Raw genomic sequence first — 18414 nt, 5'->3', positions numbered from 1 at the left:
ATCCTCCTTGTGGGGGTTGTTTGTAGGTGTTGTTGTAAGTGTGTAAGGGCGTTCGGTGGATGCCTTGGTACCAGGAGCCGATGAAGGACGTGGTAGGCCGCGATAGTCCTCGGGGAGTTGTCAAACGAGCTGTGATCCGAGGGTGTCCGAATGGGGAAACCCAGCACGAGTGATGTCGTGTTACCACCAGCTGAATGTATAGGCTGTGTGGGGGGAACGTGGGGAAGTGAAACATCTCAGTACCCATAGGAAGAGAAAACAATTGTGATTCCGTGAGTAGTGGCGAGCGAAAGCGGAGGAGGCTAAACCATGCGCATGTGATACCGGGTAGGGGTTGTGTGTGTGGGGTTGTGGGGTTCGTCTTCTTCCATCTGCCTGTGGAAGCGTGAGTGAGAAAACTGTGTGTTAGGTGAAGTGGCCTGGAATGGTCTGCCGTAGTCGGTGAGAGTCCGGTAGCTGAAAACACATGGTCTTGCGTGACGGTGTCCCCAAGTAGCAGCGGGCTCGTGGAATCTGCTGTGAATCTGCCGGGACCACCCGGTAAGCCTGAATACTTCCTGGTGACCGATAGCGGACTAGTACCGTGAGGGAAAGGTGAAAAGTACCCCGGGAGGGGAGTGAAATAGTACCTGAAACCGGACGCTTACAATCCGTCAAAGCCTGTGCCTTCGGGGCGGGTGATGGCGTGCCTTTTGAAGAATGAGCCTGCGAGTTAGTGTTCGGTGGCGAGGTTAACCCGTGTGGGGTAGCCGTAGCGAAAGCGAGTCTGAATAGGGCGAGAGAGTCGCCGGGTCTAGACCCGAAGCGGAGTGATCTACCCATGGCCAGGGTGAAGCGTCGGTAAGACGTCGTGGAGGCCCGAACCCACTTCAGTTGAAAATGGAGGGGATGAGTTGTGGGTAGGGGTGAAAGGCCAATCAAACTCCGTGATAGCTGGTTCTCCCCGAAATGCATTTAGGTGCAGCGTCACATGTTTCTTACTGGAGGTAGAGCTACTGGATGGCCGATGGGCCCCACAGGGTTACTGACGTCAGCCAAACTCCGAATGCCGGTAAGTGAGAGTGTGGCAGTGAGACTGCGGGCGATAAGGTTCGTAGTCGAGAGGGAAACAGCCCAGATCGCCGGCTAAGGCCCCTAAGCGTGTACTAAGTGGAAAAGGATGTGGGGTCGCGAAGACAACCAGGAGGTTGGCTTAGAAGCAGCCACCCTTGAAAGAGTGCGTAATAGCTCACTGGTCAAGTGATCCTGCGCCGACAATGTAGCGGGGCTCAAGTACACCGCCGAAGCCGCGGCACTCACACGTTAGCCCGTCGATCTTCTATGGAGGGTCGACCAGGTGTGTGGGTGGGTAGGGGAGCGTCCTGCATCCGTGGAAGCGCCGGAGTGATCCAGGTGTGGAGGGTGTGGGAGTGAGAATGCAGGCATGAGTAGCGAAAGCAGAGTGAGAAACTCTGCCGCCGAATGACCAAGGGTTCCTGGGCCAGGCTAATCCGCCCAGGGTGAGTCGGGACCTAAGGCGAGGCCGACAGGCGTAGTCGATGGACAACGGGTTGATATTCCCGTACCCGTGTATCCGCGCCCATGCTGAATCAGTTGTACTAACCATCCTGATCCCCCGGGAGCACCTTCGGGTGCCGAGTGGGGTGATGCATGGGACCTTGGCTGGTAGTAGGCAAGCGATGGGGTGACGCAGGAAGGTAGTGGGGCCAGTCAGTGGTTGTACTGGTGTAAGCCTGTAGGGCGAGTGATAGGCAAATCCGTCACTCACATAGCCTGAGAGGTGATGCGTAGCCGTTGTGGCGAATTCCATGATCCTATGCTGCCGAGAAAAGCCTCTAGTGAGTTGGTACACGGCCCGTACCCCAAACCAACACAGGTGGTCAGGTAGAGAATACTAAGGCGATCGAGAGAACTGTGGTTAAGGAACTCGGCAAAATGCCCCCGTAACTTCGGGAGAAGGGGGACCCAGACTGGTGACGATCTTTTCGGTCTGAGCTGGTGTGGGTCGCAGAGACCAGAGAGAAGCGACTGTTTACTAAAAACACAGGTCCGTGCGAAGTCGTAAGACGATGTATACGGACTGACGCCTGCCCGGTGCTGGAAGGTTAAGAGGACCGGTTAATCACTTCGGTGGTGAAGCTGAGAATTTAAGCCCCAGTAAACGGCGGTGGTAACTATAACCATCCTAAGGTAGCGAAATTCCTTGTCGGGTAAGTTCCGACCTGCACGAATGGCGTAACGACTTCTCTGCTGTCTCAACCACAGACTCGGCGAAATTGCAGTACGAGTAAAGATGCTCGTTACGCGCGGCAGGACGAAAAGACCCCGGGACCTTCACTATAGCTTGGTATTGGTGTTCGGTTCGGTTTGTGTAGGATAGGTGGGAGACTGTGAAGTGGGCACGCCAGTGTTCATGGAGTCGTTGTTGAAATACCACTCTGATCGTATTGGACTTCTAACCTCGGACCCTGATCGGGTTCAGGGACAGTGCCTGGTGGGTAGTTTAACTGGGGCGGTTGCCTCCTAAAAGGTAACGGAGGCGCCCAAAGGTTCCCTCAGCCTGGTTGGCAATCAGGTGTTGAGTGTAAGTGCACAAGGGAGCTTGACTGTGAGACGTACATGTCGAGCAGGGACGAAAGTCGGGACTAGTGATCCGGCACCGGCAAGTGGAAGCGGTGTCGCTCAACGGATAAAAGGTACCCCGGGGATAACAGGCTGATCTTCCCCAAGAGTCCATATCGACGGGATGGTTTGGCACCTCGATGTCGGCTCGTCGCATCCTGGGGCTGGAGTAGGTCCCAAGGGTTGGGCTGTTCGCCCATTAAAGCGGCACGCGAGCTGGGTTTAGAACGTCGTGAGACAGTTCGGTCTCTATCCGCCGCGCGCGTAAGAAACTTGAGGAAACCTGTCCCTAGTACGAGAGGACCGGGACGGACGAACCTCTGGTGTGCCAGTTGTCCCGCCAGGGGCACTGCTGGTTAGCTACGTTCGGAAGGGATAACCGCTGAAAGCATCTAAGCGGGAAGCCTGTTCCAAGATGAGGTTTCTCACCCCCTTCGCGGGGTTAAGGCCCCCCACAGACCATGGGGTTGATAGGCCAGAACTGTACGCACAGCAATGTGTTCAGGTGACTGGTACTAATCGGCCGAGGACTTACCAACAACACCCACAACATCACCAAACACGGTTTTGGTGTGTTCGCATCCACTATGTACTTCTGAAACAACACACTCCTCCGGGTGGCTTCGCCCCCCGGACACCCCCCAACAACACCACGGTGTGACCGGGGTGGTGAGAGGTGACAAACAAACACACGCACACTACGTGAGCGTGTTGTTTCACAAAGTTACGGCGGCTATAGCGGAGGGGAAACGCCCGGCCCCATTCCGAACCCGGAAGCTAAGCCCTCCAGCGCCAATGGTACTGCACCCTAATCAGTGTGGGAGAGTAGGACACCGCCGAACACAATTTCAGAAAGGCCCCGTATTCGATGATTTCTTTCGTCGGATACGGGGTCTTTTTCGTGCGTCGGTCGCCTGATGCGTCATCGCCGGGCGGCACTACTCAGCAAGGTTCGAGGGCATAGATTGGCAGCTATGAGTGATCGTGATCGTCCGCGCCGCGACGGGCGCGGCCAGCGGGACACACGTGGACAGCGGGATGGCGGTCGAGGTGGCCGGAATGATCGTCCGGGGCGTGACCGCGGATCTGATCGCGGCAGCCGGCAGCCCGGGCCACCGCTACCCGAGGACATCGCGGCGTCGGATCTCGATCCCGAGGTGCGCCGTGATCTGCTGACGCTCGACAAGGCCAACGCCGAGATCGTCGCGCGGCACCTGGTGATGGTGTCGCGCATCCTGCTCGAGGATCCCGTCCAGGCGCTGGAACATGCACGTGCCGCTCGCGCCCGTGCTTCCCGGGTCGGCGTCGTTCGCGAGACCGTCGGCATCGCTGCCTACAACGCGGGCGAGTGGCAGGAGTCGGCGACCGAACTCCGCGCAGCCAAGCGCATCACCGGCAACCCGGCCCTGCTGCCGCTCATCGCCGACTGCGAACGCGGACTCGGGCGCCCCGAACGTGCCGTCGAGATCGCGCGCGGTGACGAGGGACGGTCACTGACCGGCGACGATGCCACCGAGATGCGGATCGTCGAAGCCGGTGCCCGCATGGACCTCGGCGAACCCGAGAAAGCCGTCGTCACCCTGCAGGCCGAAAACCTCAAGCCCGGGCAGCTCGGTACCGGCCCGGCCCGGCTCTTCTACGCGTATGCGTCCGCCCTGGAGGCCGCCGGTCGTCGCGACGACGCGATCACCTGGTTCATGAACGCGGCGGCCGCCGATGTCGACGACGTGACCGATGCCGAGTTCCGGCTGACCGAACTGGCCAACGACGACCAGCCGTCCGAGAGCGCGGGAGTGAACGGCGCTGCGCCAGGCGAGCTCGACAGCCCGCTGTCGGTGCCGGCTGTCGAGCGGGACATCGACTCCGATGCGGACCCGATCCCGCCCGCCTCGGCGCCTGCGCCCGATGTCACTCCCGCAATCGATTCACCTGCTGCGTCCGGTGCCATCGAGAACGACACCATCGAGAAGGACACCATCGAGGCCGTTCCGGGTACGGCCGACCTGTCACAGACCTCGAATTCGGTGGCGGTGTCAGCCGTTGCCGAGGAAGAGGGAGATGCCGGCGATGACGTGATCGCCGAGTCGACCATCGTGGAAGGGGTGCCCAATCCCCTCGCCACCCTGGACGAGTCGTCGGGAACCGAGTCTGCGGCCGAACCCGCCATCACATCGCCGTCCGATTCCGTGACCCTTGTCGATCGTCACGACGCACTGCTCCTCGACCTCGACGGCACGGTGTTCGCCGGGCACCACGCGCTGCCGAATGCGCTCGATGCCCTCGCCCGGCTGAACATCCCGCGGTTCTTCGTGACCAACAACGCGAGCCGGCGGCCGTCCGAGGTGGCCGCGCACCTGCGTGAGCTGGGGTTCGAGGCGACCGACGACCTCGTCGTCACGAGTGCACAGTCGGGCGCGCGGCTGCTGTCCGAACATCTCGAGCCGGGTTCGCGTGCACTGGTGATCGGTACCGACGGACTCGCGCAGGAAGTCCGCGAAGTCGGTGTCGGGGTGACGCGTAGTGCCGACGACCGACCGGCCGCGGTGATCCAGGGACACTCGCCGGACACCGGTTGGGCGCAACTGTCGGAGGCGGCGCTCGCGATCCGGGCCGGCGCGCTGTGGATCGCGACGAACATCGACGCCACCCTGCCGTCCGAGCGGGGCCTGCTCGTGGGGAACGGTTCAATGGTCGCCGCGCTGCGCAACGCGACGGGCAAGGAGCCCATGGTGGCCGGCAAGCCCGCCGCACCGTTGATGGCCGACGCGATCGCGCGTGCTCGGGCGAGTGCGCCGCTCGTGGTCGGGGACCGGCTGGACACCGACATCGAGGGCGGCCATGCCGTCGGTATCGAGAGCGCTCTGGTCCTGACCGGTGTGAGCACGGTCGACGATCTGCTGTCGGCGCCCCCGGAGCAGCGGCCCACCTACGTTCTCGACGACCTCGCCGGCCTGTTCGTCGACATCGACGCCGTGCGGGTGTCCGACCAGCCCGGTTGGGACATCACCGTCGAGGGTTCGACCGTGCGGGTCGCCGGTTCCGGCGCGGAGGCGGGACTGGTGCCCGCGCTCGCCGCCGCCACCTGGGCCGCGGTCGATGCGGGGTCCGCGGATCCGGACGAATTGCGGGTGATCGCGGAGGGGGCCGCGAGGACCAAGCTCGAGTCCCTCGGTGTCACAGTCGTCGGCTAGCGTGGTCCACGATGACTCACCCGACCGCCTCCGCGGCTGACCCAGGACCGTCCCGGCCCACGCCGGGAGCGATGCCGCGTCGGCAGTTCGACCCCGTCGCCGATGCATTCGCCACCGCCGATGGGGTCGGGGAGCTGCCCGACGTGGAGGCCGAGGTCACCGAGATGCTCGCGCAGGTCGACGAGATCCGTGAATCGGCGGGTGACGCCTTCTCGCTGGCGGCGCTCGAACGGCAGGCGGCGCTTCTCGAGCAGGCCCATGACTCGCTCACCGCGGCCCTCGACGCCGTGGACCGACGATGAGACCGGCCTCGGTGCGGACGCCGGAGTCGTCCACGAGGGAGCGGTTCTGACCATGGTCGCCAGAGCACGACTCGATGCCGAACTCGTCCGCCGAGGTCTCGCCCGATCGCGCGAGCAGGCGCGTGAGCTCGTCGATGCCGGGTCGGTCCGGGTCAACGGGACCATCGCGTCGAAGGCGGCCACCGGGGTCACCCGTGACACCCCGATCGTCGTCGACGAGGGTCCGCGAGACGACTGGGCGTCACGAGGCGCGCACAAGCTCCTCGGTGCGCTCGAGGCGTTCGAGCCGGGTGGCCTGACGGTGGAAGGGCGTCGGTGCCTCGACGCCGGCGCATCGACCGGGGGATTCACCGATGTGCTGCTGCGCCGCGGGGCCCGCGAGGTGGTCGCCGCGGACGTCGGATACGGACAACTCATCTGGCGGTTGCAGAACGACGAGCGCGTCGTGGTCCATGACCGGACGAACGTCCGGCACCTCGAGCCCGGGTCCATCGGCGGCCCGGTCGACGTCGTGGTCGCCGACCTGTCGTTCATCTCGTTGGGCCTGGTGCTGCCCGCGCTGGCCCGCTGTTGCGCGCCGGGCGCCGACCTGCTGCCGATGGTCAAACCGCAGTTCGAGGTCGGCAAGGACCGGGTGGGGTCGGGCGGCGTGGTCCGCGATCCCGCGCTGCGCGCCGAGGCGGTACTCGGGGTGGCGACCGAGGCCGCCGCGCACGGACTGCGGACGCGCGGTGTGGTGGCGAGCCCGCTGCCGGGGCCGTCCGGGAACGTCGAGTACTTCCTGTGGTTGCACAACGAGCACGTCGACCGGACGGGCGAGGAGTCGGGGTGGGGCGATAGGGTCGACCGGGCGGACTCGACCGACGCGGATCGCCTCGCCGGGTCCCCGGACGAACTCCGGGCCATGATCGAACAGGCGGTCGCCGCGGGTCCGCGCTGACCGTCGGGTCCGCGTGTCCGTACCGACACCGCACTTGTGCCAGACCGCACTTCGATGGAGGGGATCACCAGTGACCGACGATCCGGCACCGGACCACACCGGTGCCCGTGAGTTCTTGGTGGTCGCCCACACCGGACGCGAGAACGTGCTCGAGACCATCGAGGCGATCGCGCGCCACTGCGCGGCCGCCGACGTCGCGCTGCGCGTGGTCGACCACGACACCCTCGACCGCGACGCCCCCGATCACGATGTGCTGTACCGGAACAACGAGGGCGAGTCGCCCCGTCCCCGCAACGTTCCGGTCGACCCTGAATACCTGCGTTCGCTCGGCGCGGTCGTCGAGGTCACGACGGCCGAGTCCGCGACGGCAGAGGGCTGCGAACTCGTCATCGTCCTGGGCGGTGACGGCACCTTCCTCCGGGCCGCCGAGCTGGCCTATCCCGCCGAGGTCCCGGTCCTGGGTATCAATCTCGGACACATCGGCTTCCTCGCCGAGGCCGAGGCGCATCGCGTCGACGAGGTCATGACCCAGCTGATCGCCCGGGACTACCGCATCGAACCGCGGATGACCCTCGACATCGCCATCGTGGACCCGGCCGACCCGGATCCGCCGACCGCGTGCAGCTGGGCGCTCAACGAGGTCGCGGTCCTGAACACGAGCAACAACGGTGTCCTCGAGCTCGTGACCGAGGTCGACGGCCGGCCGGTCTCGGCCTTCGGCGCCGACGGAGTGCTGGTGTCGACACCGACCGGATCGACGGCCTACGCGTTCTCCGCCGGCGGGCCGGTGATGTGGCCCGACCTCGAGGCCATCCTGGTCGTGCCGAACAACGCCCACGCCCTGTTCGCCCGGCCGATGGTGACGAGTCCGCGATCGCGGATCGCGGTGGAGGTGGACAAGAACGGGCGGTCTGCGCTGGCGCTGTGCGACGGCCGACGCGCACTCGACGTGCCCGCGGGAGCGCGGGTCGAGGTGGTGCGCAGCGAACGGTCGGTGCGTTGGATCCGGATCGATTCCGACCCCTTCGCCGACCGACTGGTCACCAAGTTCGCCCTCCCGGTCACGGGATGGCGAGGGAGGCAGGCATAGTCGTGCTCGAAGAGATCTCGATCACCGGTCTCGGTGTCATCGAGGAGGCGCAGGCGCGCTTCCATCCGGGATTCACGGTGCTCACCGGCGAGACCGGAGCGGGCAAGACGATGATCGTCACCAGCCTGCACCTGCTGTCCGGTGCCCGCGCCGACGCGACGCGCGTCCGGACCGGCAGCCCCAAGGCAGTCGTCGAGGGCCGGTTCCGGCTCGCGAACAACGGCGGAGCGCACCGGGATCCGGTCGTCGCCGACATCCTGGACTCCACCGGAGCCGAACTCGACGACGACGACACCGTCATCGCGGTCCGGTCCGTCAGCGCCGACGGACGATCCCGCGCCCATCTGGGCGGTCGGTCCGTCCCGGTGGGCGTCATGGGCCAACTCACCACGGCGGTCCTGGCCATCCACGGCCAGAACGACCAGTTGCGGCTCCTCCGGCCCGAACACCAGCGCGCGGCACTCGACACGTTCGCCGGCCCGAAGGCGGCTGCGGCGCTGGACTCATACCGGAAGGCACGAATGGCCTGGGTCGAGGTCCTCGACGAACTCGACGCCCGGCGCGCCAACTACCGCGAACTCGCGCAGGAAGCCGACCGGCTGCGGTTCGGCATCGACGAGATCGCCGCCGTCGATCCGGTGCCCGGCGAGGACGAGGAGCTGACCGCGACGATCCGTCGGCTCTCCGACCTGGAGTCCATCCGTGGTGCCGCCGACCAGGCGCACGCCATCGTCGCCGGGGATTCGGGATCATCGGTCATCGAAGGACTCGGAACGGTGCGCACGCTGCTGGAGACCGCGGCCGACGACACGCTGCGTGATCTCGTACCGCGCGTCGCCGAGGCGCTCACCGTCATCACCGATGTCGGCGCCGAACTGACCGCCTTCACGTCGGGCCTACCCGCCGACGCCGAGGAGCTCGACAAGTTGCTCGCCCGTCAGGCCGAGCTGAAGACGCTCGTCCGCAAGTACGCGCCGGATGTCGACGGGGTGATCGACTGGCGCCACAAGGCCGAGGCCCGGCTCGCGGAGATCGAGGACCCACGGGCCTCCATCGAAGAACTCGAGGTCGCCGCGACGGCGGCCCGGGACAAGGTGCAGGCCGCGGCGGACAAGTTGCACACGCTGCGGTCGAAGGCCGCGAAGTCGATGGCCGACAAGGTGTCTCGCGAGCTCAAGGGACTGGCGATGGGCGACTCGGCGCTGGCGGTCGCGGTCAACCCGGACGCGGCGACGCCCGACGACCGGCTGGCCGTCACCGTCGCGGGCACCGCCGCGCACGCCGGCGCCGACGGCGCGGACAAGGTCGAGTTCGCACTTCTCGCCCATCCCGGCGCCACGCCGCTGCCCATCGCGAAGTCGGCGTCGGGCGGCGAACTGTCGAGGGTCATGCTCGCCCTCGAAGTCGTCCTCGCCGCACCCACCTCGGGATCGGTGATGGTCTTCGACGAGGTCGACGCCGGGGTCGGTGGTCGCGCGGCCGTGGAGATCGGGAAGCGGTTGTCGAGGCTGGCACGAGCACACCAGGTGATCGTGGTGACCCACCTCCCTCAGGTCGCGGCGTTCGCCGACAACCACCTGGTCATCGGCAAGAGCAAGAAGGGGGCGCTCGTCACCAGCAGTGTGCGCACGCTCGATCGCAGCGAGCGAGTGGCGGAGTTGGCCCGCATGCTCGCGGGCTTGGGGGAGTCCGACACCGGGCGCGCCCATGCCGAGGAACTGCTGGCCACCGCGGAGGCGGAGCGCGCCGCCGACTGAGCACCGCGGACGGTGAAACACATGATGCGTGTGTGACAAAAGTTGCTGCTGTTACGGCGCGCCTCCCCGGCTGAGGCGTGCCTTCGGCCGATCATGGCCGTCATGAAGATGCCTGCACTGCTCGCGCGTAACACCGAAGAACTGCCTGGCGTGACCGGTATCGCCAGAATCGACAAGAACACGAAACGGCTGCTCAACCGCGTCGGGCCGGGCGACATCGCCATTCTCGACGAGGTCGACCTCGACCGGGTGACCGCCGACGCGCTCGTCGAGGCCAACGTCGTGGCCGTGGTCAACGCCTCGCGGTCGATCACCGGCCGCTACCCCAACCTCGGACCCGAGGTCCTGGTGGCCTCCGGCATCGTGCTGCTCGACGATGTGGGTCCGGAGATCTTCAAGCGGGTCAAGGACGGTGCCAAGGTGCGGGTCCACAACGACCGGCTCCTCGTCGGCGAACGGCGACTCGCTCTCGGTACCGAGCTCGAGGAGCGCGACATCGCCGACATCATGATCGGTGCCAAGGCGGGCCTCGTCGACCATCTCGAGGCGTTCTCGGGCAACACGATCGAGTTCATCCGCAGCGAGTCGCCGCTGCTGATCGACGGGGTCGGTGTGCCGGAGATCGACGTCGACGTCGCAGGCCGTCACGTCGTCATCGTCGGCGAAGGTGCCGACCGTGCCGCCGACCTCCGCTCGCTGAAACCGTTCATCAAGGAGTACCAGCCCGTCATGGTGGGCGTCGGAGCCGGTGCGGACACGCTGATGAAGGCCGGGTACAAGCCGTCGATCATCGTCGGCGATCCCGAGACCATGAAGACTCCGACGCTGAAATCCGGTGCACAGCTGGTGCTTCCGGCCGACACCGACGGACACGCGACCGGGCTCGAACGCATTCAGGACCTCGGCATCGGGGCCACCACGTTCCCGGCCGCCGGGTCGGCCGGCGACCTCGCGTTGCTGCTCACCGACTACCACGGCGCCGACCTGATCGTCACCGTCGGCTACCCGGGATCGCTCGACGACTTCTTCGACCGGTCGCGCCGGGAGAGCAATCCGTCGATGTTCCTGACCCGACTGAAGGTGGGCCAGAAGCTCGTCGACGCGAAGGCGGTCGCCACGCTCTACCGCAGTCGGGTGTCCGGTGCCGCGATCGCGTGTGTCGTGCTCGCGGCACTCGTCGCCGTCATCGCCGCCGTGCTGCTGTCGAACGCGGGCACCGACATCACCGACTGGATCGTCGTGCAGTGGAATGCGCTGCTCGACTGGGCTCGAGAGGTCTGGAACCGGTAGCCGATGATCTCGCTACGACAGCATGCGATCTCGCTGGTCGCGGTCTTCCTCGCGCTCGCCCTGGGACTGTTCCTGGGTTCGGGATTCGTCGGGGACCGCGTCAACTCGATGACCGGCACGAGTCGTGACCGCATCGGCGACCTGGAGAGCGAGCGCGACGATCTCAACGCAAAGCTCAACGCCTCCAACAGCTTCGACCTCGCCATCACACCCCGGCTGATCGCGAACAAGCTCAAGGGGCAGTCCGTGCTGGTGGTCACCGCACCGAACGCGGCGGACGCCGATGTCGATGCGGTCAAAGAATCGATCTCGGGTGCCGGTGCCCGATTCGGCGGACAGATCGGTTTGACCGACGCACTGCTCACCGACGGCAAGTCCGAGGAACTGCGGACGATCGTCGACCAGACCATTCCGCCGGGCACGATGCTGCGCGCGGAACTGACCGATTCCGGGGGCCGGGTCGGGGACCTGCTCGGGGCCCTCGTGCTGTCGAACGAGACAGCGCGACCGGCGTCGTCCGGGGACCGTCGGACCGGGCTGGCGACACTGCGCGACGGTGGGTTCATCGACTACGCCGACAACGCGATCACCCCGACCGATCTGGTGGTGGTGGTGACCGGTGACGAGTTCGGTCCGGACTCCGGTGCGCAGGGCACGCTGGTCGGCCGCCTGGCCGCCACGCTGTCGGCACGCGGGGTCGGCGGGGTACTGGTCGGACGCACCGGCTCCGCGGCGGGCGGGTCGCCGATCGCCATCGTCCGCTCGGATCCGTCGCTGGCCAACGCGGTCTCGACCGTCGACAACATCGACCAGCCGACGGGTCTCATCACGACGATCCTCGCCCTGGCCGCCGAGGCCGACGGGACGACCGGCTCCTACGGCACCGGACCGGGCGCGACCGCGATCACCGTCGGTGCCGACGGACGACCGGCTGCCTGAGATCGAGTCCGCCACCGCACGCGAGTACCGCCACACCCGTCGACGGTGTGGCGGTGCGGCGTCGGGCGTCGGTGGTGTTACCCTGGAGTCCCGTAGGTAATCAGGGCATCGGCCCCGATTCGGCCGACGGGAGACACTTCTTTTGCGACCACTTCGCCATGTACACGACACCAAGCACATCTTTGTGACCGGTGGCGTCGCCTCTTCGCTGGGCAAGGGCCTGACGGCCTCCAGCCTGGGTCAGCTTCTCACCTCGCGGGGCCTCCGGGTCACCATGCAGAAGCTCGATCCGTATCTGAACGTCGATCCGGGCACCATGAATCCGTTCCAGCACGGTGAGGTGTTCGTGACCGAGGACGGCGCCGAGACCGATCTCGACGTCGGACATTACGAGCGTTTCCTCGACCGCAATCTCTCGCAGTCGGCGAATGTGACCACCGGACAGGTGTATTCGTCGGTCATCGCCAAGGAGCGCCGCGGCGAGTACCTCGGTGAAACCGTTCAGGTCATCCCGCACATCACCGACGAGCTCAAGTCGCGCGTGCTGGCCATGGCCGAACCCGACGCCGACGGTGAGGTGCCCGATGTGGTCATCACCGAGATCGGTGGCACGGTCGGCGACATCGAGTCGCTGCCGTTCATCGAGGCCGCGCGACAGGTGCGCCACGACGTCGGCCGCGACAATGTCTTCTTCCTGCACGTCTCGCTCGTGCCCTACCTCGCGCCGTCGGGGGAACTCAAGACCAAGCCGACCCAGCACTCGGTCGCCGCGCTGCGCAACGTCGGCATCCAGCCCGACGCGCTGATCCTGCGCTGCGACCGCGATGTGCCCGAAGGGCTCAAGAAGAAGATCGCGCTCATGTGCGACGTCGAACTCGACGGCGTGATCTCCACCCCCGACGCCCCGTCGATCTACGACATCCCGAAGGTGCTCCACAGCGAGCACCTCGACGCCTACGTGGTCCGCAAGCTCGGTCTGCCGTTCCGCGACGTCGACTGGACGGTGTGGGGTGAGCTCCTCCGCCGTGTGCACGAGCCGCGCGAGACAGTGCGTGTCGCGCTGGTCGGCAAGTACGTCGATCTCCCCGACGCCTACCTGTCGGTGACCGAGGCCATCCGCGCCGGTGGCTTCGCCTGGAAGGCGCGCACCGAGATCAAGTGGGTGCCGTCGGATGAGTGCGCCACCCAAGCCGGCGCGCAGGCCGCCCTCGGCGACGTCGACGCGATCCTGATCCCCGGCGGTTTCGGCATCCGCGGCATCGAGGGCAAGGTCGGTGCCATCTCGTACGCACGGCGGCGCGGGATCCCGCTGTTGGGCTTGTGCCTCGGGCTGCAATGTGTGGTCATCGAGGCGGCCCGTTCGGTCGGCCTCGACGAGGCCAGCTCGACCGAGTTCGACCCGGAGACCCCGCACCCGGTGATCTCGACGATGGCCGATCAGGCCGACGCGGTGGCCGGCGACGCCGACCTGGGCGGCACCATGCGACTCGGTGCCTACGACGCCGTGCTGAAGGCCGGGTCCGTCGTCGCCGAGGCCTACGGGACGCGGGAGGTGTCCGAGCGTCACCGTCATCGCTTCGAGGTCAACAACGCCTACCGCGACAAGATCGCCGACTCCGGGCTCGTGTTCTCGGGTACCTCGCCCGATGGGCACCTCGTCGAATTCGTCGAGTACCCCAAGTCGGTGCACCCGTATCTGGTTGCCACGCAAGCACACCCGGAGCTCAAGAGCCGGCCGACCCGCCCGCATCCGCTGTTCCGGTCGTTCATCGAGGCGGCCCTGAAGTACAAGGCGGCCGAACGTCTTCCGGTCGACCTCGGTGACGACTACGAGTCGAAAGACGCTCCCGCGGACGCGGTGGCCGCCGTCAACGCGGTCACGGTGGAACCGGTGGCCGGGCTGGGCGAGGCAGTCCTCGACGACCCTGCCGGCAGGGACTGACCGCGTTGGGCCACGACTTCGAGGTCAAGGAGAGCCGCACCGTCTACGACGGCGCGATCATCACCCTCCGGGTCGACGACGTCGAGATGCCGGGCGGGCGCGTCGCCGAGCGGGAGGTCGTCGAACATTTCGGCGCCGTCGCGATCCTGGCGCGCGACGACGCCGGCCGGGTGGCGATGGTGCGGCAGTACCGTCACCCGATCGGCCGACGTCTGCTCGAGTTGCCCGCCGGGTTGCTCGATCAGGCCGACGAAGAACCCCTGGCCGCCGCCCAGCGCGAGCTGGCCGAGGAGGCCGACCTCGCCGCCGACTCGTGGCACGTCCTGGTCGACCTCGCGTTGTCACCCGGCTTCACCGACGAGGCGCTGCGGTTGTATCTCGCCGAGGGGCTGCACCATCTCGACGCGGCCGAACGCGTCGACGAGGAAGCCGACATGTCGATCGAGTGGGTGCCGCTCGACGACGCCGTCGCGAAGGTGTTGTCGGGGGAGATCGTCAACGCGACGAGCGTGGCCGGCATCCTGGCCGCGGCCGCAGCCAGCGGGTCGACGGCCGGCCTCCGCGGCGTCGACGCCCCGTGGCCGGACGAGCCGACCGCGTTACGGAACCGACGTGCCGACGATGGGGGCCGCCGGTCGTGACCCTGGCCGCCGACATCGCGCGCTACCTCGATCACCTGACGGTGGAGCGGGGTGCGGCGGCCAACACAGTGTCGTCCTACCGGCGCGATCTCGAGAGGTATCGCGGGTATCTCGACCGGCGGGGGATCCCGTCACTCGACGCCGTGACCGAAGAGGACATCCGCGAGTTCCTCGTCGAACTCCGTCGCGGTGACGCCGAGGCGGGCTTCGCCCCGCTGGCGGACAGTTCGATCGCGCGAACCCTGGTCGCCACCAGGCGTTTTCACAAGTTCGCGGTGGACGAGGGGATCGTGCCGACCGACGTCGCGCACGATGTCCGGCCGCCGCGCGCGGCGCGGCGCCTGCCGAAATCCCTGCCGGTCGACGAGGTGCTCGCCATTCTCGATTCGGCCGGCGTCGAGGACCATCCGCGCGGGTTGCGGGACCGCGCGCTGCTGGAATTCCTCTACAGCTGCGGGGCGCGGATCTCCGAGGCCACCTCCCTCGATCTCGACGATCTCGATCTCGACGACATGCGCGCGGTTCGCCTCCGGGGCAAGGGCGGGAAAGAGCGTCTCGTGCCGCTCGGCGGGCCCGCCGTCCAGGCACTCGAGGCGTACCTCGTCCGCGGGCGACCCGCGCTGGTGTCACGGGCGACGCCCGCGGTGTTCCTGAACGCGCGCGGTGGGCGGCTCTCGCGGCAGAGCGCCTGGCAGGTGCTCGTCACCGCGGCCGAACGAGCCGGCCTCGACAAGGCGGTCTCGCCGCACACCCTCCGGCACAGCTTCGCGACCCATCTGCTCGACGGCGGCGCCGACGTCCGCGTCGTGCAGGAACTCCTGGGCCATGCCTCGGTCACCACCACGCAGGTGTACACGCTCGTGACGGTCAACACGATGCGGGAGGTCTATGCCGTCGCCCATCCGAGGGCGCGTTGACCCCGCGGATCCCCCGGGCGCGCCGACGCCGGGATGACCGGGGAGATGTCCTAGGCTGATACGAGGCTCGGCCGTGAACGGACAACTGAACTACCGAGAAGCGGCATCGAACAGCGAAGGGAGCGGCGGACACGTGACCACTCCGAGCGCACCCCTGTCTGGCGCCCGTCCGGGAGGGTCTGGCGCCCGTCCGGGAGATCAGTACAGCATCCAGGTGTCGCCCGGAAACGACACCGACGAGGCCGAGCACGATGCCGACGAGATCGGCCCCACCGGGCGGCCGTATCGCGACGTACCCGAGCCCGCTCCGCTGGACCGTCACGGACCCGCCACGGTGATCGCGGTCTGCAATCAGAAGGGCGGCGTCGGCAAAACGACGTCGACCATCAATCTCGGTGCTGCGCTTGCCGAATACGGTCGTCGGGTCCTGCTCGTCGACCTCGACCCGCAGGGTGCGCTGTCCGCGGGACTCGGTGTGCCGCATCACGAGCTGGAACAGACCGTCTACAACCTCCTCGTACCGCCGCAGGTGGCCACCGACGAGGTCCTGATGCGGACCCGCGTCGACGGTCTCGACCTGCTGCCCAGCAACATCGACCTGTCGGCCGCGGAGATCCAGCTGGTGACCGAGGTGGGTCGCGAGCAGTCGCTCGGCCGGGCACTGCATCCCGTGCTCGACCGCTACGACGTCGTCCTCATCGACTGCCAGCCGTCGCTGGGTCTGCTCACTGTCAACGCGCTGGCCTGCGCCGACACCGTGCTCATCCCGATGGAGTGCGAGTACTTCAGCCTGCGCGGGCTGGCTCTGCTCACCGACACGATCAACAAGGTGCGCGACCGGCTCAACCCGCGCCTGGACCTCGGCGGCATCCTGGTCACCATGTTCGACGCCCGCACACTGCACTCCCGTGAGGTGATGGCCCGCGTCGTCGAGGTGTTCGGCGACGCGGTCTACGACACCGTCATCGCCCGCACCGTCCGGTTCCCGGAGACCAGCGTCGCCGGGGAACCGATCACATCGTGGGCGCCGCGGTCGGCCGGCGCGAAGGCGTACCGGGCGCTCGCACGCGAGGTGATCGCCCGCAACGTCACGCCCGCATGACGACCGGCACCGACCAGGCAGTCCCCGAACCCGCCGTGTCCGAAACCGCCGTATCCGAACCCGGCGCGTCCGATTCGGTTGTGCCCGAAGATGCTTCGAGCGCGGCGGAAGCGTCGTCCGAGGTCGGTGCCGAGGAGTCCGGTTTCCGGGTCAAGCTGCGCAACTTCGAGGGTCCGTTCGACCTGCTGCTGAACCTGATCTCGCAGCACCGCCTCGATGTGACCGAGGTGGCGCTGCACGAGGTGACCGACGACTTCATCGCCTACACCCGCGCACTCGGCCCGGAGATGGGGCTCGACCAGACGACCGAATTCCTCGTCGTCGCGGCGACGCTGCTGGATCTCAAGGCGGCTCGCCTGCTGCCCTCCGGCGAGGTCGATGATCCGGAGGACCTCGCACTCCTCGAAGCCCGGGACCTGTTGTTCGCGCGGTTGCTGCAGTACCGCGCCTACAAGCAGGTCGCCGCTCTGTTCGGCGAACTCGAGGCCGCCGCCCTGCAGCGCTACCCACGCGCGGTGTCGCTCGAGAAGCGCTTCGAGGATCTGCTGCCGGAGGTCACCCTCGGTGTCGACGCCAACGGCTTCGCGCAGGTCGCCGCGGCGGGGCTGACGCCGCGTCCGGTGCCCACCGTCGGCCTCGACCATCTGCATGACGTCCAGAAGGTGTCGGTTCCGGGCCAGGCACGTCGGATGGCATCTCTCCTCAGTGCGGTACCGGGCACATGGCTGACCTTCGGCGAGCTGACCGCGGACTGCGAGAACGTGCTGGAGATCGTCGGTAGCTTCCTCGGCCTGCTCGAGTTGTTCCGGGAGCAGGCCATCACCTTCGAACAACCCGAGGCACTCGGCGATCTCGCGGTGATGTGGACGGGGGAGCGCGGTGCCGACGACCTGCGCATCGACAAGGCAGAGGACTACGGATGACTGATCACGCTCCTGAGGTCGACCACCACGACCCGACCGGCGTAGCCGAGGGAGAGGACCCGGGACCGGCCGAACCCGAGCAGACCACTCTGCAGGGCGAAGGGGAGTACCTCGACGACGCGCGACTCCGTTCCGCCCTGGAGGCGGTGCTGCTCGTCGTGGACACCCCGGTCACCACCGAAGAACTCGCGAACGCCGTCGACCAGGACCGCACGCGGGTCCGGGAGACACTCAACGCCATGTCGTCGGAGCTCACGGCGTCGGGCAGCGGCATCGATCTGCGCTTCGCCGGCGACGGCTGGCGTTACTACACCCGGGCGGAGTACGCCCCCTACGTGGAGCGGCTGCTGCTCGACGGCGCGCGGTCGAAGCTCACGCGGGCGGCGCTCGAGACGCTGGCGGTCATCGCCTACCGGCAACCGGTCACCCGGGCACGGGTGAGCGCCATCCGCGGCGTCAACGTCGACGGCGTGATCCGCACCCTCGTCGCTCGCGGACTGATCAACGAGGTCGGCAGCGAACCGACCACGAACGCGACGACCTATGCCACCACCGAACTCTTCCTGGAACGGCTCGGGCTGGCGTCACTGTCGGAACTGCCCGATCTGGCGCCCCTGCTGCCGGACGTCGACCTGATCGACGACCTCGACGAGGAGCTGCTCTCGGATCCCCGATTCGCCAAACTGTCCACCCAACCGTCAGACTCGAATGAACTGATCATCGACGGTGGCACCACCACCGACTCACAGGACTGAGAG

General features: G+C 66.8%; 13 protein-coding genes and 2 rRNA genes. All 15 read left to right on the top strand.

The features are described 5' to 3' along the window. Positions 1-32: 32 nt before the first annotated feature. The 15 genes from LEL84_RS04915 (at position 33) to scpB (ending at position 18411) form a co-directional block, all read left to right on the top strand. Positions 33-3161, top strand: a 23S ribosomal RNA gene (locus LEL84_RS04915). Between the two features lie 186 nt (positions 3162-3347). Continuing rightward, positions 3348-3464: ribosomal RNA gene (rrf, locus tag LEL84_RS04910) — 5S ribosomal RNA — on the top strand. A 132-nt stretch (positions 3465-3596) separates the two neighbouring features. Then, entirely contained in the window at positions 3597-5813 is a 2217-nt protein-coding gene (locus LEL84_RS04905) for an HAD-IIA family hydrolase (RefSeq protein ID WP_226513465.1), read from the top strand. Between the two features lie 11 nt (positions 5814-5824). After that, a complete protein-coding gene (locus tag LEL84_RS04900) occupies positions 5825-6115 on the top strand; it encodes a hypothetical protein (protein ID WP_226513464.1) in 291 nt (96 codons plus the stop codon). A gap of 52 nt (positions 6116-6167) precedes the next feature. Continuing rightward, entirely contained in the window at positions 6168-7055 is an 888-nt protein-coding gene (locus LEL84_RS04895) for a TlyA family RNA methyltransferase (protein WP_226514245.1), read from the top strand. 70 nt (positions 7056-7125) lie between these two features. Continuing rightward, entirely contained in the window at positions 7126-8145 is a 1020-nt protein-coding gene (locus LEL84_RS04890) for an NAD kinase (protein ID WP_058253151.1), read from the top strand. 2 nt (positions 8146-8147) lie between these two features. Continuing rightward, on the top strand, positions 8148-9902 hold the full coding sequence (gene recN, locus LEL84_RS04885; protein WP_226513463.1) for a DNA repair protein RecN: 1755 nt from the start codon (positions 8148-8150) through the stop codon (positions 9900-9902). A 102-nt stretch (positions 9903-10004) separates the two neighbouring features. Continuing rightward, complete coding sequence (gene steA / locus LEL84_RS04880; RefSeq protein ID WP_058253215.1) at positions 10005-11192, top strand: putative cytokinetic ring protein SteA; 1188 nt, start codon at positions 10005-10007, stop codon at positions 11190-11192. 3 nt (positions 11193-11195) lie between these two features. After that, on the top strand, positions 11196-12131 hold the full coding sequence (locus tag LEL84_RS04875) for a copper transporter (protein WP_065629797.1): 936 nt from the start codon (positions 11196-11198) through the stop codon (positions 12129-12131). 142 nt (positions 12132-12273) lie between these two features. Beyond that, positions 12274-14073, top strand: a complete 1800-nt coding sequence (locus LEL84_RS04870; RefSeq protein WP_226513462.1) for a CTP synthase — start codon at positions 12274-12276, stop codon at positions 14071-14073. 5 nt (positions 14074-14078) lie between these two features. Further along, positions 14079-14714: an NUDIX domain-containing protein gene (locus LEL84_RS04865; RefSeq protein ID WP_226513461.1), complete on the top strand. Its 636-nt coding sequence runs from the start codon at positions 14079-14081 to the stop codon at positions 14712-14714. Further along, complete coding sequence (gene xerD, locus LEL84_RS04860; protein WP_065629799.1) at positions 14711-15631, top strand: site-specific tyrosine recombinase XerD; 921 nt, start codon at positions 14711-14713, stop codon at positions 15629-15631. The genes LEL84_RS04865 and xerD overlap by 4 nt, the downstream gene beginning before the upstream one ends. 133 nt (positions 15632-15764) lie before the next feature. After that, on the top strand, positions 15765-16733 hold the full coding sequence (locus LEL84_RS04855; protein WP_388029988.1) for a ParA family protein: 969 nt from the start codon (positions 15765-15767) through the stop codon (positions 16731-16733). After that, entirely contained in the window at positions 16730-17656 is a 927-nt protein-coding gene (locus tag LEL84_RS04850) for a segregation and condensation protein A (protein ID WP_083207271.1), read from the top strand. The genes LEL84_RS04855 and LEL84_RS04850 overlap by 4 nt, the downstream gene beginning before the upstream one ends. Beyond that, positions 17653-18411, top strand: coding sequence for an SMC-Scp complex subunit ScpB (gene scpB, locus LEL84_RS04845; protein ID WP_065629800.1), 759 nt, complete (start codon positions 17653-17655; stop codon positions 18409-18411). The genes LEL84_RS04850 and scpB overlap by 4 nt, the downstream gene beginning before the upstream one ends. The last annotated feature ends 3 nt before the right edge of the window (positions 18412-18414 follow it).

This window comes from Gordonia sp. WA4-43, from assembly GCF_020520305.1.
GTDB lineage: Bacteria > Actinomycetota > Actinomycetes > Mycobacteriales > Mycobacteriaceae > Gordonia > Gordonia hongkongensis.
The sequence above is the reverse complement of the archived record's forward strand: the minus strand, read 5'-3'. Positions and strand labels throughout refer to the sequence as shown.

Coding starts and splice junctions, on each gene's coding strand:
- LEL84_RS04875 (WP_065629797.1), top strand. CDS start 11,196: ATGATCTCGCTACGACAGCATGCGATCTCGCTGGTCGCGGTCTTCCTC.
- LEL84_RS04900 (WP_226513464.1), top strand. CDS start 5,825: ATGACTCACCCGACCGCCTCCGCGGCTGACCCAGGACCGTCCCGGCCC.
- LEL84_RS04905 (WP_226513465.1), top strand. CDS start 3,597: ATGAGTGATCGTGATCGTCCGCGCCGCGACGGGCGCGGCCAGCGGGAC.
- scpB (WP_065629800.1), top strand. CDS start 17,653: ATGACTGATCACGCTCCTGAGGTCGACCACCACGACCCGACCGGCGTA.
- steA (WP_058253215.1), top strand. CDS start 10,005: ATGAAGATGCCTGCACTGCTCGCGCGTAACACCGAAGAACTGCCTGGC.
- LEL84_RS04895 (WP_226514245.1), top strand. CDS start 6,168: ATGGTCGCCAGAGCACGACTCGATGCCGAACTCGTCCGCCGAGGTCTC.
- LEL84_RS04850 (WP_083207271.1), top strand. CDS start 16,730: ATGACGACCGGCACCGACCAGGCAGTCCCCGAACCCGCCGTGTCCGAA.